The sequence below is a fragment of the Nonomuraea antri genome, assembly GCF_013283785.1.
Classification (GTDB): domain Bacteria; phylum Actinomycetota; class Actinomycetes; order Streptosporangiales; family Streptosporangiaceae; genus Nonomuraea; species Nonomuraea antri.
This window is the reverse complement of the sequence record NZ_JABCPZ010000227.1, coordinates 1-17,243: the sequence shown is the minus strand read 5'-3', so window position 1 is coordinate 17,243 and position 17,243 is coordinate 1. Positions and strand designations below refer to the sequence as shown.

12 protein-coding genes are annotated in these 17,243 nt (G+C 72.3%); 3 read left to right on the top strand and 9 right to left on the bottom strand.

Translation table 11 applies throughout. The features are described from left to right. On the bottom strand, window positions 1-3,249 hold a 3,249-nt coding region (locus HII36_RS44620), incomplete at its 3' end, for an AAA family ATPase (protein ID WP_173529422.1). Then, complete coding sequence (locus HII36_RS44615) at window positions 3,250-4,371, bottom strand: exonuclease SbcCD subunit D (RefSeq protein WP_173529421.1); 1,122 nt, start codon at window positions 4,369-4,371, stop codon at window positions 3,250-3,252. 107 nt (window positions 4,372-4,478) lie between these two features. Here HII36_RS44615 and HII36_RS44610 point away from each other — a divergent pair, with 107 nt between their 5' ends. Next, entirely contained in the window at window positions 4,479-5,969 is a 1,491-nt protein-coding gene (locus HII36_RS44610; RefSeq protein ID WP_173529420.1) for an alpha/beta hydrolase family protein, read from the top strand. Here HII36_RS44610 and HII36_RS44605 read toward each other — a convergent pair. Together HII36_RS44605 and HII36_RS44600 are read right to left on the bottom strand one after the other, a co-directional pair. Next, window positions 5,942-6,892 (bottom strand): alpha/beta hydrolase, encoded by a 951-nt coding sequence (locus tag HII36_RS44605; RefSeq protein WP_173529419.1) that lies wholly within the window; start codon window positions 6,890-6,892, stop codon window positions 5,942-5,944. The two genes, HII36_RS44610 and HII36_RS44605, sit on opposite strands and share 28 nt — an antisense overlap. 1 nt (window position 6,893) lies before the next feature. Further along, on the bottom strand, window positions 6,894-7,757 hold the full coding sequence (locus HII36_RS44600) for an enoyl-CoA hydratase-related protein (RefSeq protein ID WP_173529418.1): 864 nt from the start codon (window positions 7,755-7,757) through the stop codon (window positions 6,894-6,896). Between the two features lie 120 nt (window positions 7,758-7,877). Between HII36_RS44600 and HII36_RS44595 the strand changes: the two genes are divergently transcribed. After that, window positions 7,878-9,326 carry an LCP family protein gene (locus HII36_RS44595; RefSeq protein ID WP_328808169.1) on the top strand — a complete coding sequence of 483 codons (1,449 nt, stop codon included), beginning with the start codon at window positions 7,878-7,880 and terminating at the stop codon, window positions 9,324-9,326. On the opposite strand, the gene HII36_RS44590 is transcribed toward HII36_RS44595, so the two are convergent. The 4 genes from HII36_RS44590 to HII36_RS44575 all read right to left on the bottom strand — a co-directional run bounded on the left by HII36_RS44590 (window position 9,327) and on the right by HII36_RS44575 (window position 14,622). Next, complete coding sequence (locus HII36_RS44590) at window positions 9,327-11,309, bottom strand: class I SAM-dependent methyltransferase (RefSeq protein WP_217370735.1); 1,983 nt, start codon at window positions 11,307-11,309, stop codon at window positions 9,327-9,329. Window positions 11,310-11,372: 63 nt separating this feature from the next. After that, on the bottom strand, window positions 11,373-12,281 hold the full coding sequence (locus HII36_RS44585) for an enolase C-terminal domain-like protein (RefSeq protein WP_328808168.1): 909 nt from the start codon (window positions 12,279-12,281) through the stop codon (window positions 11,373-11,375). Window positions 12,282-12,388: 107 nt separating this feature from the next. After that, entirely contained in the window at window positions 12,389-13,771 is a 1,383-nt protein-coding gene (locus tag HII36_RS44580; RefSeq protein ID WP_173529416.1) for an MFS transporter, read from the bottom strand. 80 nt (window positions 13,772-13,851) lie between these two features. Beyond that, complete coding sequence (locus tag HII36_RS44575; RefSeq protein ID WP_173529415.1) at window positions 13,852-14,622, bottom strand: TetR/AcrR family transcriptional regulator; 771 nt, start codon at window positions 14,620-14,622, stop codon at window positions 13,852-13,854. Between the two features lie 100 nt (window positions 14,623-14,722). Here HII36_RS44575 and HII36_RS44570 point away from each other — a divergent pair, with 100 nt between their 5' ends. Further along, entirely contained in the window at window positions 14,723-16,165 is a 1,443-nt protein-coding gene (locus HII36_RS44570; RefSeq protein WP_173529414.1) for an MFS transporter, read from the top strand. An 80-nt stretch (window positions 16,166-16,245) separates the two neighbouring features. Here the strand turns inward: HII36_RS44570 and HII36_RS44565 are convergent. Further along, on the bottom strand, window positions 16,246-17,243 hold a 998-nt coding region (locus HII36_RS44565; RefSeq protein WP_173529413.1), incomplete at its 5' end, for a VWA domain-containing protein.

Sequence of the window (17,243 nt, the reverse complement as noted above, 5' to 3'; positions counted from 1 at the left end):
GCCGTCGGCCACCCTCAGCCCCAGCCCGCCCCCGGCGCGGGCCCGCGAGCCCGCCGTCTTGCGCAGGTCGTGCTGGAGCAGGTAGCGCCCGCCCGACATGTGGTCGAGCCGTTCGTTGGCGGCGTCGACCACCTGCCGCAGCCGCTCGCCGAGCACGAACGACGACAGGCTCATGTTCCACTGGTTGTCGCTGGACGTGCCACTGGCCAGCGCGGCGATGCGTTCGGCCAGTCGGTGGCGTTCTGCGGCGGGCTGCCAGCGTTCGATGCAGGCGGCCAGTTCGCCGTGCAGCTGCTCCAGCCGCCGCGCCCGGGACTCGGCCCGGTCGCGGGCGCTGGCCATGGTGGTGTGCGCCTGCTCCGCCGCGTCGCGTTCCGCCTCGGCCGCGACCAGGTCGGGCACCGGCTCGGCGACGGCCGCGACCAGCTCGGGGTCGGCGAGCATGCCGGTGACCGCGGCGTGCTCGGCGTCGAGCCGGCGCAGCAGCTCGGCCTTGTCCTCCCGCTCGGCCGGGGTGCGCGCCGCCGCCTCGGCGTCCGCCGCGTCGGCGAACCCGGCCTCGGCCGCCGCCTCGCGCGCCGCCCGTTCGGCCTGGGCCAGCTCACCCCGCGCGGCGGCGGCCGCCTGCGTGGCCTCCACCGCCTCGCGCAGCAGCTCGGCCTCGTCGCTCAGCCTGGACAGGCGGGCGGTGAGTGTCGGGTCGTCGCCGCGCGCGGCGTCGAGCCGCGCGGTCAGCCGCCCGGCGTCGCCGCTCAATTCCTCGTGCCTGGTACGGGAGGCGGCCAGCCGCGCCGCCACCCGCCGCGCCCGCTCCTCCAGCTCGCCGCGTTCCGTGCCCAGACGTGCCACCCGCCCGGCGAGCGCCGACTCCCCGGCCGCCACCTCCTCCAGCCCGGCGACCTGGGACTCGGCCGCCGCGAGCACGTCACGCGCCCGCCACTCCCCATCGTCACCCGAGATGACCAGGTCAGCCGAGGCGGGGGCCAGGCGGGCGCGCAGGCGGGCGCGCTCGCCTTCCAGGTGTGAGCGGTGCGTGCGGTGCTCGGCCAGCGCCTCGGCCAGTTCGAGCGCCTGCTCGGCCACCCGCTCGCGTTCGCCTTCGACCCGCTCCAGCTCGGCGACCAGCGCGGGCTCCCGTTCGGCCACCGATCGCAGCCGGTCCAGCTCCTCCTCGGCCTGCGACACGGCCGCGGCCGCCGTCTCCGCGTCGATCCCGGCCGTGGCCTCGACGGCGTCGGCGTGGCGGGACTCGATCGTGGCCAGCGCCCGTTCCGCCGCCTCCCGTTCGGACAGGGCGGCCTCGTGCGCGCTCTCCGCCGCGCGCTCGTCGTCGGCCGACGGCGCGCTGGCCGCGGGGGACGCCGGATGCGGGTGATGATCCGACCCGCACACCGCGCACGGCAGCCCGTCGGACAGGTCGCGCGCCAGCTCGGCCGCCATGCCGTCGATGCGGGCCTGCCGGAGGTCCAGCCACCGCTCACGCAACCCCTGCGCGTGATCGACCAGTGTCTGGTGCGTGGCGATCGCCGCCTCCAGGTCGGCGGCCAGGGTGTCTCTGCGGTGGCAGGCGTCGAGCACGGACCTGGCCGCGTCGAGCCCGGCCGCCGCCGCGGGAATTCCCGCCGCCCCCGCCCGGACCTCGGCCAGCCGCGCGTCGGCGGTGGCGAGGCGTTCGGGCAGCTCGGCCTCGGCCGCGGACACCGCGGCCTCGCGCTGCGCGAGCCCGTCGAGGTCGGCGGCCAGCCGGTCGAGCTCGCGTTCGACGCGGATCAGGTCGATGGCGGCATCGCGGACGGCACGCGCCGCGGGGACCTGCGCCGCTGCCACCCGCGCCCCGGCCAGCCCGGTCTCGGCCTCCTCGATCAGCCCGGGCAGCACGGCCAGCCGCGCGGCGGCCTCCTCGTCGTCGCGGACCAGCCCGGCCAGCTCGTCGCGCACCCGCAGCAGGTCGCGCCGGACCACCGACAGCCTGGCCTCCTCGGTCAGCAGCTCGGACAGGCGAGCGATCTCCGCCCGCCGCTCCCGCTCCAGCCCCGCGAGCACCGCGGCGGACGCTTCGCCCGATCCCGCCACCAGAACGGTGTCCGCTTCGCCCGATCCCACCACCAGGGCGGTGTCCGCGCCCGACACGCCTCCCCCGGTGGCAGACGCCCGGGCGCCAGTTTGGAGGAGGGGCCGGGCCCGGGCCAGGGCGTCGGCGACCAGGGTGCCGGCCTTGGCGGCGGCCTCCGCGCGCTGGCGGGCCGCCGTGATCAGGGGAAGCACCCGGTCGGCGCGGGCCGCGTCGTCGAGGACGGCCTGCAGGTCGGCCCGCTCGTCGGCGCGTTCGTCGAGGGTGCGCCGCCGGGTCAGCGCCTCGGCGTGCCGGCGCTGCCGTTCGGCCAGGGCTGCGGCCTGCTCGAACCTGGCGCGCGCCAGCCGGACGGCCCGCTCGGCCTCGCCCTGCCGGCCGCCCACCCGCGTGACAGCCGCACGCGCTGCGTCGAGCAGCGCACCGGCCCAGCCCAACGGCTCGGTCTCGGGACCGGGCACTTCCGGCGCAAGGGTCTCCACCCCATCGGCGACCAGCGCGAGCAGGTCGTCGCCGGCCGCCTCCTCCACCCGCCGCAGCGCGAAGTCGACCTGCTGTCTCAGCTCCTGCGCCCGCCGCCACGCCCCCGTACGGTGCTCGGCCAGCCACGTCTCGGCCTGCGTGAACACCTTGACCGTGAACAGCCGTTCGAGCAGCTTGCGGCGATCGGCGCCGTCGGCGCGCAGGAAGCGCGCGAAATCCCCCTGCGGCAGCATGGCGACCTGCGCGAACTGGTCGGCGTTCATCCCGAGCAGCCCGCCCACCAGGTCGCCGGCCTCGTCGAGCCGGGTGGTGAGCCCCTGCCAGCCCGCCCCCTGGCGCTCCTCGACCACGACCTTGGCGCGTTCCTCGGTGAACCCGGACCCGCGCACCTTGGGCCGCTGCCACGACGGCGAGCGCTGGATGCGCAGTAAGCGGCCCCTGATGGAGACCTCCAGCGTCACCGCCGGCCCGGTGGTGGCGGGCGCGTGGTCGCAGCGCAGGCTGCGCGCGCTGTTGCGCTGGCCGGGCACCTCGCCGTAGAGGGCGAAGCAGAGCGCGTCGAGCACGGTGGTCTTGCCCGCGCCGGTGGGGCCGTGGACGAGGAACAGCCCCGCCTCGGCCAGCGCGTCGAAGTCGACCGTCTCGGTGCCGGGAAAGGAACCGAAGGCCGTGAGCGTGAGCCGGTGCGGCCGCATCTACGCCATCGTCTCCTTCACCCTGGATGCCTCGATCGCCTGTCTTAGCAGGTCTTCCTCGTCGGGTGCGGCAGGCTCGCCGCGCACTTCCCTGACGAAGTCGAGCGCCACCTCGGCCTCGGGACGCCCGCTGAGCTTCGCCGGCCGGGCGGCGGGGGCGGCGCCGACGGGGTCGAAGGCGAGCGCGAGGGTGTGCGGGAAGCGGGCGCGCAGCCGGTCCATGGCCGATTTGGGGCGGACCGGGTCGGTCAGCGTGATCTGCAGCCAGTGGTCTTCGAACGCGGCGTGTTCCGGCAGGGTCAGCAGGTCGTCGAGCGGCCCGCGCAGCCGCCCGACGGGCCTGGGCACCGGCGCGGGCACGAACTCGACGCCCGCCACGCCCGACGCCCCCAGCTCGACCAGCCAGGACCCCTTCACGTGGCCGACCTCGGAGAAGGAGTAGGCCAGCGGCGAACCCGAGTAACGCACGGTCTCCGACATGCGCTGCCGCCCGTGCAGGTGGCCGAGCGCGACGTAGTCGACGCCGTCGAAGGCGGACAGCGGCACGTGCGCGATGCCGCCCACGCTGATGTCGCGCTCGCTGTCGCTGGCCTGGCCGCCGGTGACGAAGGCGTGGGAGAGCACGACCGCGTGCCGGTGCCGCGCGGCGTCGGCCCTGACCCTGGTCATCGCGTGGGTGAGCGCGGCGGTGTGGCTGCGGTCGGGCAGCTCCCACTGGGCGCGCACCAGCTCGGGCTCCAGGTACGGTATGCCGTAGAAGGCGACCTCGCCGATCACCACCGGCTCCCACGACCGGGACGGATCGGTGCGCACGTGCACCCCGGAGGCGTCGAACAACGCCGAGCCGAACCGCAGCCGCAGCGCGGAGTCGTGATTGCCGCTGATCACCACGACCCTGGCCCCGGCCCCGCGCACCCGGCCGAGCGCCTCGTCGAACAGGGCGACCGCGTCGACCGGCGGCAGCGCGCGGTCGTAGACGTCGCCCGCGATCGCCACCACGTCGACCCGCTCGGACCGCACGGTCTCGACCAGGTGCTCGACGAACGCCTGCTGGGCCTGGAGCAGGCTCTCGCGATGGAAGGAGCGCCCCAGGTGCCAGTCGGACGTGTGCAGGATCCGCATGTCGCAGGAAGCTAACAGTTCCCACCGACAAATGTGGTCTCCTGCGTCTCATCCGCCGGGAGTAGGCTGGAAGATCAGCGGGCAAACCAACGCACATGGGGAGGCCAATGCGCACTGGCCGTGGCACCTTGAGCGTCGCCGCCGGTCTGGTGCTGGTGGCTCTGGCGTCTGTGGGTTACGTGTTGCCACCCGCGTTCGACCCGCCGCCGCTCAAGGCGGATGTGGCTTTCCAGGCGATTCCCCCGCAGCCGCGTGCGGAGCTGCGCCCGGTGGTGGCGACCGGCTCGATCAAGCGTGAGGAGATCTCGCTCCGGGCCGAGGGGCAGTCGCTGGAGGGAACGGTCCGATCGCCGGCGCGCACCGGCCGCTACCCGGCGATGGTGTTCGTGTCGGGGTCGGGCAACGGCTCGCGGACCGAGTTCGAGCCGCAGGCGGAGTTCCTGGCCAAGGCGGGGGTGGTGACGCTCGCCTTCGACAAGCGCACGGTGGGCTACAACTTCCGCGACCGCGATTTCGGGCTGCTGGCCGACGACGCGTTGCGGATGGTCGAGTATCTGCGCGGCCGCCAGGACGTCGACGCCTCCAGGGTCGGCATCTGGGGCGTCAGCGAGGGCGGCTGGGTGGTGCCGATCGCGGCGGCCAAGAGCGATTCCGTCGGTTTCGTGGTGCTGGTGTCCTCGCCGAACGTCTCCCCGCTGCGTCAGGTGGCCTGGGCGCTGAACGAGCAACTGCTCAGGCTGCGCGCCCCGATCGGCGTGCGCGACCTGCTGACCAGGGCGATGGGCGTGGTCGGCTTCGACTTCCTGCGCTACGACGCGATGCCCGCGTTACGCGGGATCAGGCAGCCGGTGCTGGCCTTCTACGGCACCACCGACCCCTCGATCCCGTTCGTGGAGTCCACGCAGGCGCTGACCACGGCGCTCAAGCAGGCGGGCAACGACGACTACACGATCCGCTTCATGGGCAACGGCGACCACGCCATGCGCGTCGGCGGCGGCCCGTTCACGCACGGCTATCTGGAGACGCTGGCCAACTGGATCCTCGGGCTGCCCGGCACGGCCGAGCCCGTCCTGCACCTGGCCGGCGCGACCCCGGTGCAGCGTTTCGAGGCGAGCGACGTGCCCGCCGCCCCCTGGTACGCCGGCGGGACCATGCTCGGGCTGACGATCTGCCTGGCCGCCGTGGGCTACGTGGCCGGCCCGGTGGCCGCCATGGTGGTGCGGCTGCGCGGCCGGCACCACATCCCGGAGACGACCGCGCGGCTGTGGCCGCCGATCAGGCGCAGGCTCAGCCGGATGGCCTGGACCGGGCTGGGCCTGCTGGTGTCGGTGGTGGCGTTCATCGTCCTGCTGGTGCTGTTCTCGATCAACCAGGCCGGCGCCTGGCCCGCGGTGCTGGCCGGGTGGCTGGTGGTGCGGGTGCTGGCGGTGCTCATGCTGATCCAGGAGGTCACCGCGGTGGCGGCGGTGGTGGCCGGGCTGCGCGAGGGCATGCGGCCGAGCCGCTGGCAGCACGTGGCGATCGCGGGCGTGCTGGGCGGCACCGGGCTGCTGCTGGTGGCCGCCGCCTATTACGGCCTGTTCTCGTTCCCCTGGTAGGCGGCCTGGTCGTGCTCGCGCCGGACGTAGGCGCTCATCCACCTGTCGATCTCGGCGAAGACCTGCTTGCGCACCGGTTCGGCCGACAGCACCAGGTCGTGGACGCCGTCCGCGATGCGCACGCAGGTGACGTGCGGGCCCAGGCAGGTCGCCCAGCGGGAGATCTGCCTCGGGTCGAGCACGATGTCGGCCGACTGCGCCTCGGGCACGAAGTCGCGCACGCGCAGCCCGGTGGCCGAGGCCAGCACCAGGACCGGCACGTCCACGCCGAGCCCGGCGTGCAGCCGCCGCTGGGCGCGGCGGATCGCGGCCAGCCACATGCCGTGCACGGAGAAGCCGCCGAGCGGCTTGAGCTCCAGGTCGTAGTCCCATTCGCCCTGTTCGCTGCGGTGCAGGCTCTGCCCGTATGCGGTGCTCGACCCCAAGGGGAGGGCGCGGCGCGCGTACGAGAGCGGCGTCTTGAGCACGTCGGCGGCCAGCCGCAGCGGCGCGGGGACGTTGAGGTCGAAGAACGGGCTGTTCAGCACCAGGCCCTGCACCAGCCCGCGACCGCGGACCCGGTCGGCCCACAGCCCGGCGATGAGACCGCCGGTGGAGTGGGCGTTGACGGTGAGTTCGTCGTGGTCGCGGCGGATGATCCGGACGGCCTCGTCGATCTCGGGGAAGTAGTCGGTGATGCTCCGCACCAGCCCCCTGGTCTGGTGCGGGAGCAGGGAGCGGCCGTATTTGCGCAGGTCGAGGGCGTAGAAGTCGATGCCCTGAGTGACGTAGTGCTCGGCCAGGTGGTCCTGGAAGAAGTAGTCGGTGAAACCGTGCAGGTAGAGCACCGCTCTGCGTGACGATGCGGCCCGCCGGGCGATGAGCGTGGCGACCACGTCGCCCTCGAAATCGGACGGCATCGGCAGAACGGTGATCTCGTACATGCTAGCCACCATAAGGATTTTCCGGCCAGGACGGGACACCGGACGGCAGATGTTCGCTCACCGTCATGGGAAAGTCCGCCTGCCGCTTGTCCAGGAACGCGGTCACGCCCTCGACCGCGTCGGGCGCGCCGCCCAGCTCGGCCATGAGCCGCGAGTCCGCGGCGTGCGCCTCCCACGGCGAGGACGCCGACAGCCCCGACCACATGAGCCTGCGGATGGCCGCGACGGAGACGGCCGAGGTGTTGGCGGCGATCTCGCCGGCCAGCGCGTACGCGGCGGGCAGCAGCTCCTCCGCGGGATACAGCCGCGAGACGAGCCGGCCTTCGAGCGCCTCGGCGGCGGGGAAGACGCGGCCGGTGGCGGCCCACTCCATGGCCTGCGCGATGCCCACGATCCTGGGCAGGAACCAGCTGGACGCGGCCTCGGTGACGATGCCCCGGCGGGCGAACACGAATCCGAACCTGGCGGTGTCGGCGGCGAGCCTGACGTCCATGGGCAGCGTCATCGTGACGCCGACGCCGACGGCGGGCCCGTTGATGGCGCCGATGACCGGTTTGAGCGATCTGGCGATGCGCAGCGCGACCGTGCCGCCGCCGTCGCGCGGTGCGCCGTCCACCAGGTCGCGGCCCTCGCGGGCGCCGCGGAACGTGGTGCCGCCGCCGCCCAGGTCGGCGCCCGCGCAGAAGGCGCGTCCGGCCCCGGTGACCACCACGGCACGCACCTGGTCGTCGGCGTCGGCGAGGTCGAAGGCCGCGATGAGCTCTGCCCGCATCGTCAAGGTGAACGCGTTGAGCCGTTCGGGGCGGTTCAATGTGATGGTGGCGACGCGGTCGGCGACGTCGTACTCGATCTCGGTGAACCCCATGGACCGAATCTTATTCGGCCCCGGATGTTCACCCTCTCATAACGACATATTTCTGGTTTCAACCGTAGGCTGCCGCCTCGATTCGGCCTAGGTTGGAACTCACGGGGAAACGGGGATGGCGTGCAGCAGCAGCGAACGCGTCCGATGAACGCGGGAGAGGTGCTCGGCTGGCTGGTGCTCTCCGCACTGGCGCCCGGCGCCGCGCACCTGCGCGCGGGATGGCGGAGAACGGGTCTCGTCCTGCTGTCCTGTTACGCGGTCGGGCTGCTCGCGATGCTGGCCGTGGTGCTCGGCCACACCCTGGACGAGCTCATCGGCATGGCGACTCGAGACTCGGCCCTGGTGGGGGTCACGATCGGCGCGATCGTCCTCGGGTTGTGCTGGTTCGCGCTGATGGTGCACTCGTTCGTGGTGCTGCGGCCCGGCGCTCTCCCGCAGGGTGGTCAGATACTCACCGGCACGCTGGCCGGGCTGCTGTCTGTGGTGGTCGTGGCGCCGTTCGCGGTGGCCACGAACTACGTGTGGACCTCGCGCGACGCGATCAACACCATTTTCCGTCAGGCCCCCACGGACGGCCCCTCGGCGGCCCAGGTCAAGCCCGAGGACCCGTGGGCCGGGCGAGACCGGCTCAACCTCCTGCTGCTCGGCGGCGACGCCGACGACCACCGGCCCGGCGTGCGCACCGACAGCATGAACGTGGCCAGCATCGACGTGAAGACCGGCAACACGGTGCTGATCAGCCTGCCGCGCAGCCTGGAGGACGTGCGCTTCCGCCCCGGCACGCCGATGGCAGAGCGCTTCCCCGACGGCTTCCGCCTGCCCCGCGCCAACGGCCGCAACGACCTGCTCAACAGCGTCTGGGAGTACGCCGACGCGCACCCCGAACTGTTCGGCGGCCGGCGCGGGCAGGGCGCGAAGGTGCTGATGGAGACGATCGGCTACACGCTCGGGCTCGAGATCGACTGGTACGTGCTGGTGAACATGTGGGGCTTCGCCCGCCTCATCGACGCGATCGGCGGCGTCACGCTCACCGTCGAGCAGGACGTGGTGTTCGGCAAGTACAACGAGGGCCTGGTCAAGGCCGGCACGCGCAGGCTCAAGGGCGCCGACGCGATGTGGTACGCCCGCTCGCGCACCTTCACCGACGACTACACCCGGATGCGCCGCCAGCGCTGCGTGATCGGCGCGCTGCTCGACCAGGCCGACCCGGCGACCGTGTTGCTCAGGTTCAACCGGGTCGCCCTGGCCACCAAGGAGCTGATCAGTACCGACATCCCGCGCCAGATGCTGGAGCACCTGGTGCCGCTGGCGCTGAAGGTCAAGGACGCCAAGGTGAAGAGCCTGCAGTTCGTGCCGCCGCTGATCAACACCGGCTATCCGGACTGGGCGAAGATCCGCACGCTGACCGCCAAGGCCCTCCGCGACTCGGTCGACGCCGACCAGCCCGTGGTGGCCTCGGCCGCGCCGTCGCCGAAGAAGACGCCCAAGGCCACGCCGTCAGGTTCCGCATCGCCCTCCGCCGACCCGGCCAAGGGGCTCACCGAAGGCTGCGGCACCATCGGCCGCTGATCACACTCGTGGCCGGCGGAACTCGGCGCGCCAGCGCAGGCGTTCGCCGTCGCGCAGTTCCTCGACCCGCTCGGCCACCAGCCCGCCGGCGGCCGCGAACGCGTCGATCTCGGATCGCGTGAGCGGCCACGGCGGCGCGAACGCCGCCCCGCCCTCCTCCCGGCCCGAGGCGATCACCAGCAGCGTGCCGCCCGGCGCGACGAACCCGGCCACGGCGGCGATGGCCTCCTGATGCAGCTCCTCGGGCAGCGCCTGGACGGTCATGATCTCCACGACCAGGTCGAACGCCCGCCGCCACTCCTCGGGCGGGTTCAGCAGATCGGCGGCCTGGTAGCGCACCCGGCTGCCGGGGTAGCGCTCGCGCGACAGGCGCACGGCCGTCTCGCTGACGTCGAAGGCCACGGTGTCGAAGCCCAGCCCGCTGACGTGCTCGGCGTCGTCGCCGGTGCCCGAGCCGACCACCAGCGCCCGGCGCCCCTCGCCGGCGACGTTCGCGCTCCACTCGGCCAGCAGGGCGTGCGGGGCGCGCGAATCCCACGGGACGATCGCGTCGCCGTCGGCGGACTCGGCGTAGAGCCGCTCGAACCAGCCGAGCGCGTCGCCTTCGGCCAGCGACTCACCGGCCAGCCGCCGCGCGTCGGCGTCGGGATCCCGCTCGGTCACCGCTGCCCCCACCTCGCCGCGTTCCACCCTTCCCGCCAGTTCTACCAGGTCCACCCGGTCACCTTCCGGCCCGATCAGTACGCGCTGGGTGAACGGGTGCTCGTGCGTGTACCCGTTGCCGCGCAGCGCCACGTCGAGCAGCGGCAGCAGCGCGCAGACGCCGCGCGTGGGGTGCGGGCACGGCTGGGACTTGTGCCACCACCTCAGCTCCTCCGCCCGGCCGGCGACGACCAGGTTCACCACGTCACGCCCGGTGGCGGGCCGGTCGAGCAGGGTGGCGGCGGCCTGGATGACGTGATCCCGCTCGTCGCTCAGCGGCCCGGCCCAGTCGGCCGCGGGCAGCTCGTCCAGCCGGTACGGACGGCGGCCGGCCGGGCCGCCGTCCTTGCCGATGATCTCGTTCACCAGGGCCTTCGACAGGCGGCGGACGGCCTTGACGGGCACCGGGCCGATCAGGCTCTGCGCGGCGGGTACGGGCGTGGTCCACGGCCCGACGCACAGCTCTTCGGTGTGGCATTCCGCAGCGTGAAGCGCCTCGGCCCGTGGCCGGATCCGCGCCAGGAGACCGTCCGTGCGAACCTTCCATGCGAAACTCTCGAAGAGGTCGTCCGGTCCGCCGCGGAAGACGAACGGCATCAGGTACCGGCATTGGTGCCAGACGAAGGCCATCGATGCGATGATTTCGGCCTTGCTCGCCTCCGCCAGCAGTTCGCGGCCCACCAGCCGGCCGGCCTCCGCCCAGAGTGAGGTCCGCAGGGGCAGGCACGCTTCGCGCAGCCACTCCCAGTCCTGGTGGTAGTTCAGCAGCAGGATCACGCCCCACCGTTCGTGCCAGGACCACCGTTTGACGGTCAGCAGCTCGCGCACGATGAGCGCGCGCAGTTCGTCCGCGCCGAGCGCCGACAGCAGCGGCAGAGGGAGCACCACGTCACCGAGGCGGCCGCCGCGCCGGCGAGTGACCGCCACCGTGCCCCATCCACGCAGGCACACCGTGGGCATCGTGTCGAACCCGGCCAGCTCGACCGCCTCGGTGACCACCGCGCGCAACCTCGGATGATCGTCCAGGTCGAGCGCGGGCCGGCTCCAGCGATACAGCCTCGGCAATCGGTAGGCGACGAGCGCCGCGGCGCAACCCACTCCCGCCAGTGCCACCGTCAGCGCGGCGGCAAGGGTGTCCAGCACCCACGGCAAGAGCAGGATCACGCCGGTGATCGCCGCCACCACCGCAACGCTGAACAGCAGTTTCAGCCACTCGGGCACGATCAGCGAGAAATGCCTCGTCAGCAGGATGCGGGCGATGCCCCGCCGAGTCAGCTCCACGCCCACCCCTAGCCAAACCCCGAAATATCGGCATAAAGCTAGGGCCGTCAGATCACGCCCGCGTCACGCGTGGAAGACCTCCGTAGCCAGGCGCTGCAGCCGCGATTCGTCCACCGTGTGCCCCAGCCCCGGCTGGGTGAGCGGCACCGCGATCACCCCGGCGTTCGCGCCCACCACCGGCGTGACGATCTGGTTCTGCCGCGGCGGCTGCGTGACGTCGCACGGCAACGTGCAGCCGGGCAGGCTGGCGACCGCGACCGTGGCGGCCCTGGCCAGGCCGGCGCCCTGGCCGCCCGCGCACTGGATGTCCCAGCCGGCCGCCGCCGCCCGGTCGTGCGCGCGCCGCGCCTCCGACATCGAGGGGAAGGCCGTGGGGCGCAGCAGCAGCACCCGGGCCGCGCGCAGGGTCAGGTAGTCGTCCAGCTCAGCGGTGGAGGTGACCTCCACGGCCACCGAGGCGGCCACCTCGTCCTGCAGCGCGGCGTGCGAGGCGACGTCGCCGGTCGGGAACGGCCGCTCGATGACCTCCAGGCCGTAGGAGTCGAGTGCGACGAGCTGCCCGAGGTCGGTGTAGGCCCCGCCGCAGTCGACGGCCAGGGTCAGCGCCGGGTACGCCTGGCGCACCGCGCGGACCGGCTCGACGTCCCAGCCCGGCGTGATGTCGAGTGTGACGTGCCCGTATCCGGCGCAGACCTGCTGGTTGACGCGCGAGACCAGGCTCTCGACCGACGGGTCGGGGGCCAGGCGGACGGTGGCCATCAGCGAGGTGCGCGTGCCGCCGATGGCGTGGGCCAGCGGGACGCCCCGCATCCGGGTCCACAGGTCCCAGCAGGCCATGTCGACGGCGAATTCGCCGCTCTGGACGGTGTCGGGATGCTCCCAGTCGACCCCGATCAGGAGGGCGGCGAGCGATTCCTCCAGTCTTGCCCAGGTTTTCGGCTCCGGGGAGACGACCTCTCCCCAGCCGATCATGCCGCCATGGTCTGTGAGCTTCACGAGCAGGCTTTCCGACCGCCTGCCGAATGGCAGCACCAGCCGGAAAACCTCAAGCTCCCGCACTCGCGGCATGTACCCCCCTTTTATGACGCGGCTCCCTCCATAGTGCCCGCCTTCCCCGACTGGGCAAAACGCGGGGCCAGGAACACGGCCCCGGCGGCGAGCACCGCGGTGAAGGCGAGACCGGCCACGTAGCTCTGCCCGGCGGCGGTGAACAGCGCGCCGCTGACCGCGACGGCGACCACGGTGAACACCGACTCACCCACGCCGACGGCCGCGCTGTTCTGCCCTTCCTCGCCCTGCCTGGACATCTCCAGCACCAGGACGGACACCGTCGGGTGCAGCGCCCCGATGCCGAGACCGGCGATCGCCATGGCCACGTACGCGACCAGGATCGGCACGGAGTCGATCAGCACCAGCATGACCATCAGGATGCCTGCGGTGATCATGATGGCGCCGCCGCGGATGGCGGTCAGGTGGCCGATCAGGCCGCGGCCCTTGATCCAGGACCCGGTCGACCAGCCCAGCGCGCCGATGGTGAGCACGATGCCGGCGCCGACGGCGTCCAGGCCGCGTTCCTTCATCAGCATGAGCGGGATGAGCACCTCGGCCGCCATGAGCGAGCCGTAGGCGAGGCCGCGCAGCACGGGCGCGGTGGGCAGGCCGCGGGCGGCGCGCAGCGAGCCGGGCATGAGCAGCCTGGGCAACGCCACGACCAGCAGGACGACGCCGACGCCGAGCAGCGGCAGACCGGCCAGCTCCAGCGCGCTGCCGTACTGGATCAGCGCGGCGGCGACAGCGGTCACGGTGGCCCACACCAGCTTGCGGCCGAGGCCGGGGGCGGGCTCGGCGATGCCGTCCGCCAGGTGCTGACCGGCGGTGCCGCGCCAGAGCAGCAGCGCGGCGGGGATGACGATCAGCGAGACGGCCCAGAAGATCCACCGCCAGTCGGCGTTCTGCACCACGAACCCGGAGATCGCCGGCCCCACCATGGACGGCACCACCCAGGCGGCCGAGAACAACGCGAACACCTTGGGATGCATCGCGGCCGGATAGACCCTGGCCACCAGCACGTACAGGGCCACCTGGACGAGTCCCGCGCCGAGCCCCTGGATGAAGCGCCCGGCCACGAACACCTCCATGTTCGAGGCGAACCCGGCCACCAGCAGCCCGGCCACGAAGCCGGTCACGCCGACGGCGACCGGCTGCAGCGGCCCCTTCACGTCGCTCCACCGGCCGCCCAGCACGGTGGCGATCACGCTGGCCGCCAGGGTGGCGCTGAAGGCCAGGTTGTACAGGTGCATGCCGCCCAGGTCCGCGGCCACGACGGGCATCGCCGTGTTCACCGCCATCGCCTCGAAGGCCACCAGCATCACCAGCGCGACGAGCCCGACGCTCAACGAGCGGTACTGGGGTGACACGACACCGGCCGGCACGGCCGCGGATCTTTCAGCAGTTGTGGTCATGACCGGAAACGTAGGACGAATCCCTGGTCAGCACATCGGGCGCGAGTCCTAGGCAATTGGGCCTAAGGCATCGCCGGCGCCTACGAGGGACCCTTGGGCATGCGGGCCTCCATGCCGTCGAGCAGCAGGTCGAGTCCGTAACCGAAGCGGGCGTCGCCGTCGTCGCCGACCAGCGCGTCGACGTGACCGGTCATGTACGGGAACCGCTCCGGCGGCAGCGAGCCGTAGTAATCGGCGATCTGCGCGACGAAGTGTTCCATGTACGCCTGCGGATCCCGCTCCCCCGAGGCCCGCATCTTCGCCCAGTGCATCGAGCTCTCGTAGGCGTCGCCGACGATGTACAGCAGCATCCGCTCCATGGACAGTGACGCGTCCCTGGGTGTCATGCCCGCCTCGATGAGCAGCCCGAACAGGAACTCGCCCGCGCGCAGCGCGTTGGGCCCGGTCGGGACGTTGGCCAGCGCCGCCCTGGCCACGTCGGCGTGCGAGGTGAGCAGCCGGTGCACGTCGACGGCGTATTCGCGGAGCTGCTCCTTCCAGTTGGCCGGGTCGGGCTCGGGCAGGTCCAGCTCGCCGAGCACCCGGTCGTAGACGAGTTCGAGCAGTTCGTCCTTGTTGGCCACGTGGGCGTAGAGCGAGGCCGGGCCGGTGTCGAGCTGCTGGGCGACCCGTCTCATGCTCAGCGCGTCGAAACCCTCGGTGGACAGGATGTGCAGCCCGGTCTCGACGATCAGGTCCTGGCTGAGCTGCTGCTTGACCTGGACGGGCCGGCGCGGCTTGCGCCACGGAGGCGTGGGCACCCCCGCGTCTGCCCCCTGACCGCCGCTGCCCGCACTACCAACTTCGCTCATGACGAACACTGTACTTGACACGAACGCTGTTCGTCATTAGAACAGTGTTTGCCAACGAACACCGTTCGTGTCTAGAACACCGTTCCTGAAGGAGCACCCGATGACACTCACCACCCCCGGGGTGACCACCGAGGTCCAGCCGTACCGCTGGCGTTGGGTCGCCCTCTTCGTGATCCTCGCCGCCGAGGTGATGGACCTGCTCGACGCGCTGGTCACCACCATCGCCGCGCCCACCATCCAGCACGAGCTGGGCGGATCGGACAGCCTCGTGCAGTGGCTGGGCGCCGGCTACACGCTGGCCATGGCCGTCGGGCTGGTCACCGGCGGACGCCTCGGCGACCTGTTCGGACGCAAGCGCATGTTCCTGATCGGCGCCCTGGGCTTCACCGCGGCCTCGCTGCTGTGCGGCGTGTCCATCAGCCCCGAGATGCTGGTCGCCAGCCGGGTGCTGCAAGGCTTGTTCGGCGCGCTGATGATCCCGCAGGGCATGGGCATGATCAAGGAGATGTTTCCGCCGAACGAGCTGGGCAAGGCGTTCGGCATGTTCGGCCCGGTCATGACGATCTCTTCGGTCGGCGGTCCCGTCCTGGCCGGCTGGCTGATCGACGCCGACTTCTTCGGCACCGGCTGGCGGATGATCTTCCTGATCAACCTGCCGCTCGGCCTGGCCGCCGCCCTGGCCGGGATGCGCTTCCTGCCCGAGTTCCGCCTCTCCAACGCCACCAAGCTCGACCTGCCCGGCGTCGTGCTGCTCTCGTCCGCCGCCGCCCTGCTCATCTACCCGCTCATCCAGGGCCGCGAGCTGGGCTGGCCGGCCTGGACGTTCGCCTCCATCGCCACCTCCGCCGCGCTCTTCGCGCTCTTCGGCTGGTACGAGTCACGCCGCGCCAGGTCGGGCAAGGACCCGCTGGTCACGCCCAGCCTGTTCCGCAAGCGGGCCTTCACCGGCGGTCTGGTGGCCGGTCTGGCGTTCTTCGCCGGCATGATCGGCCTGAGCCTCGTCTTCACCCTGTACACCCAGATGGGCCTGCACTACTCGCCGCTCAAGGCCGGGCTCACCGGCCTGCCGCAGGCCATCGGCGGCGTGATCGGCTTCGGCCTGGCCATGCCCCTGATGGCCAAGCTCGGCCGGACGCTGCTGCAGATCGGCACCGTGGTGATGGCCGCGGGCGCGATCGTGCTCGGCCTGACCATCCAGTGGGCCGGACTCGACGTCGGCCCCTGGCAGCTCGCCCCCGGGCTGGCCCTGGTCGGCATCGGCATGGGCCTGACCATGGCGCCGTTCTTCGACATCGTGCTGGCCGGCGTCGAGCCGCACGAGTACGGCTCGGCCTCCGGCTCGCTGCCCGCCATCCAGCAGCTCGGCGCCGCACTCGGCACCGCCGTGCTGGGGACGATCTTCTTCAACCTGCTCAAGGACGATTGGGGCTTCGGCTCGGCGATGCGGGTGACCATCTGGGTGGAGGTCGGGCTGCTGGCGCTGACGTTCGCGCTGTCGTACCTGCTGCCGCGCCACGCCCGCCCCGACCAGCCCGCCCACTGACCCGGGGCGCTTCTCACCACCCGGGCCGCGGCCCCTCCCTGGAGGGGGCCGCGGCCTGTCGCGTGCCGTTCCGCAGGGCCTCACGTGCCGCCGAGGTGGCGCTCGGCCCACTGCCCGATGTCGCGCCGCTCGATCGCCGCCGCCATCAGGTCGGGGAACGCGTCGGGCGTGCACGCGAACGCCGGCACCCCCATCGCGGCCAGCGCCGCCGCGTTCTCGTGGTCGTAGAACGGCGCGCCCTCGTCCGAGAGCGCCAGCAGCACGATCACCTGCACGCCCGCCTGCGTCATCGCCGCCACCCGGCGCAGCATCTCCTGCCTGACCCCGCCCTCGTACAGGTCGCTGATCAGGATGAAGATGCTGTCGGACGGACGCGTGATCAGCCCCTGCGCGTACGCGATGGCCCGGTTGATGTCGGTGCCGCCGCCCAGCTGGGTGCCGAACAGCAGCTCCACCGGGTCGTGCAACTGGTCGGTGAGATCGACCACCGCCGTGTCGAACACCACCAGCGACGTCTTCAGCGACCGCATCGAGGCCAGCACCGCGCCGAACACGCTCGAATACACCACCGAGGCCGCCATCGACCCGCTCTGGTCGATGCAGAGCACCACCTCGCGCTGCACCGAACGCTGCCTGCGCGCGTAGCCGACCAGCCGCGACGGCACGACCGTGTTCTTGTCCGGCAGGTAGTTCTTCAGGTTCGCCCTGATCGTGCGGTCCCAGTCGATGTCGGCCACCCGCCTGGGACGGTGGGTCCTGGCCGACCGGTCGAGCGCGCCCGTGACGGCCGTCCTGGTCTTCTGCGCGAGCCTGCGTTCGAGCTCGTCCACCACCGTGCGCACCACCGCCCTGGCGGACTCGCGGGCCTGGTCGGGCATCACCTTGTTCAGCGCCAGCAACGTGCCCACCAGGTGCACGTCGGGCTCCACGGCCTCGAGCATCTCCGGCTCCAGCAGAAGCCTGGTGAGGTTCAGCTTCTCGATGGCGTCCTTCTGCATGACCTGGACGACCGTGGCGGGGAAATAGGTGCGGATGTCGCCCAGCCAGCGGGCCACCCGCGGCGCGGACCCGCCCAGCC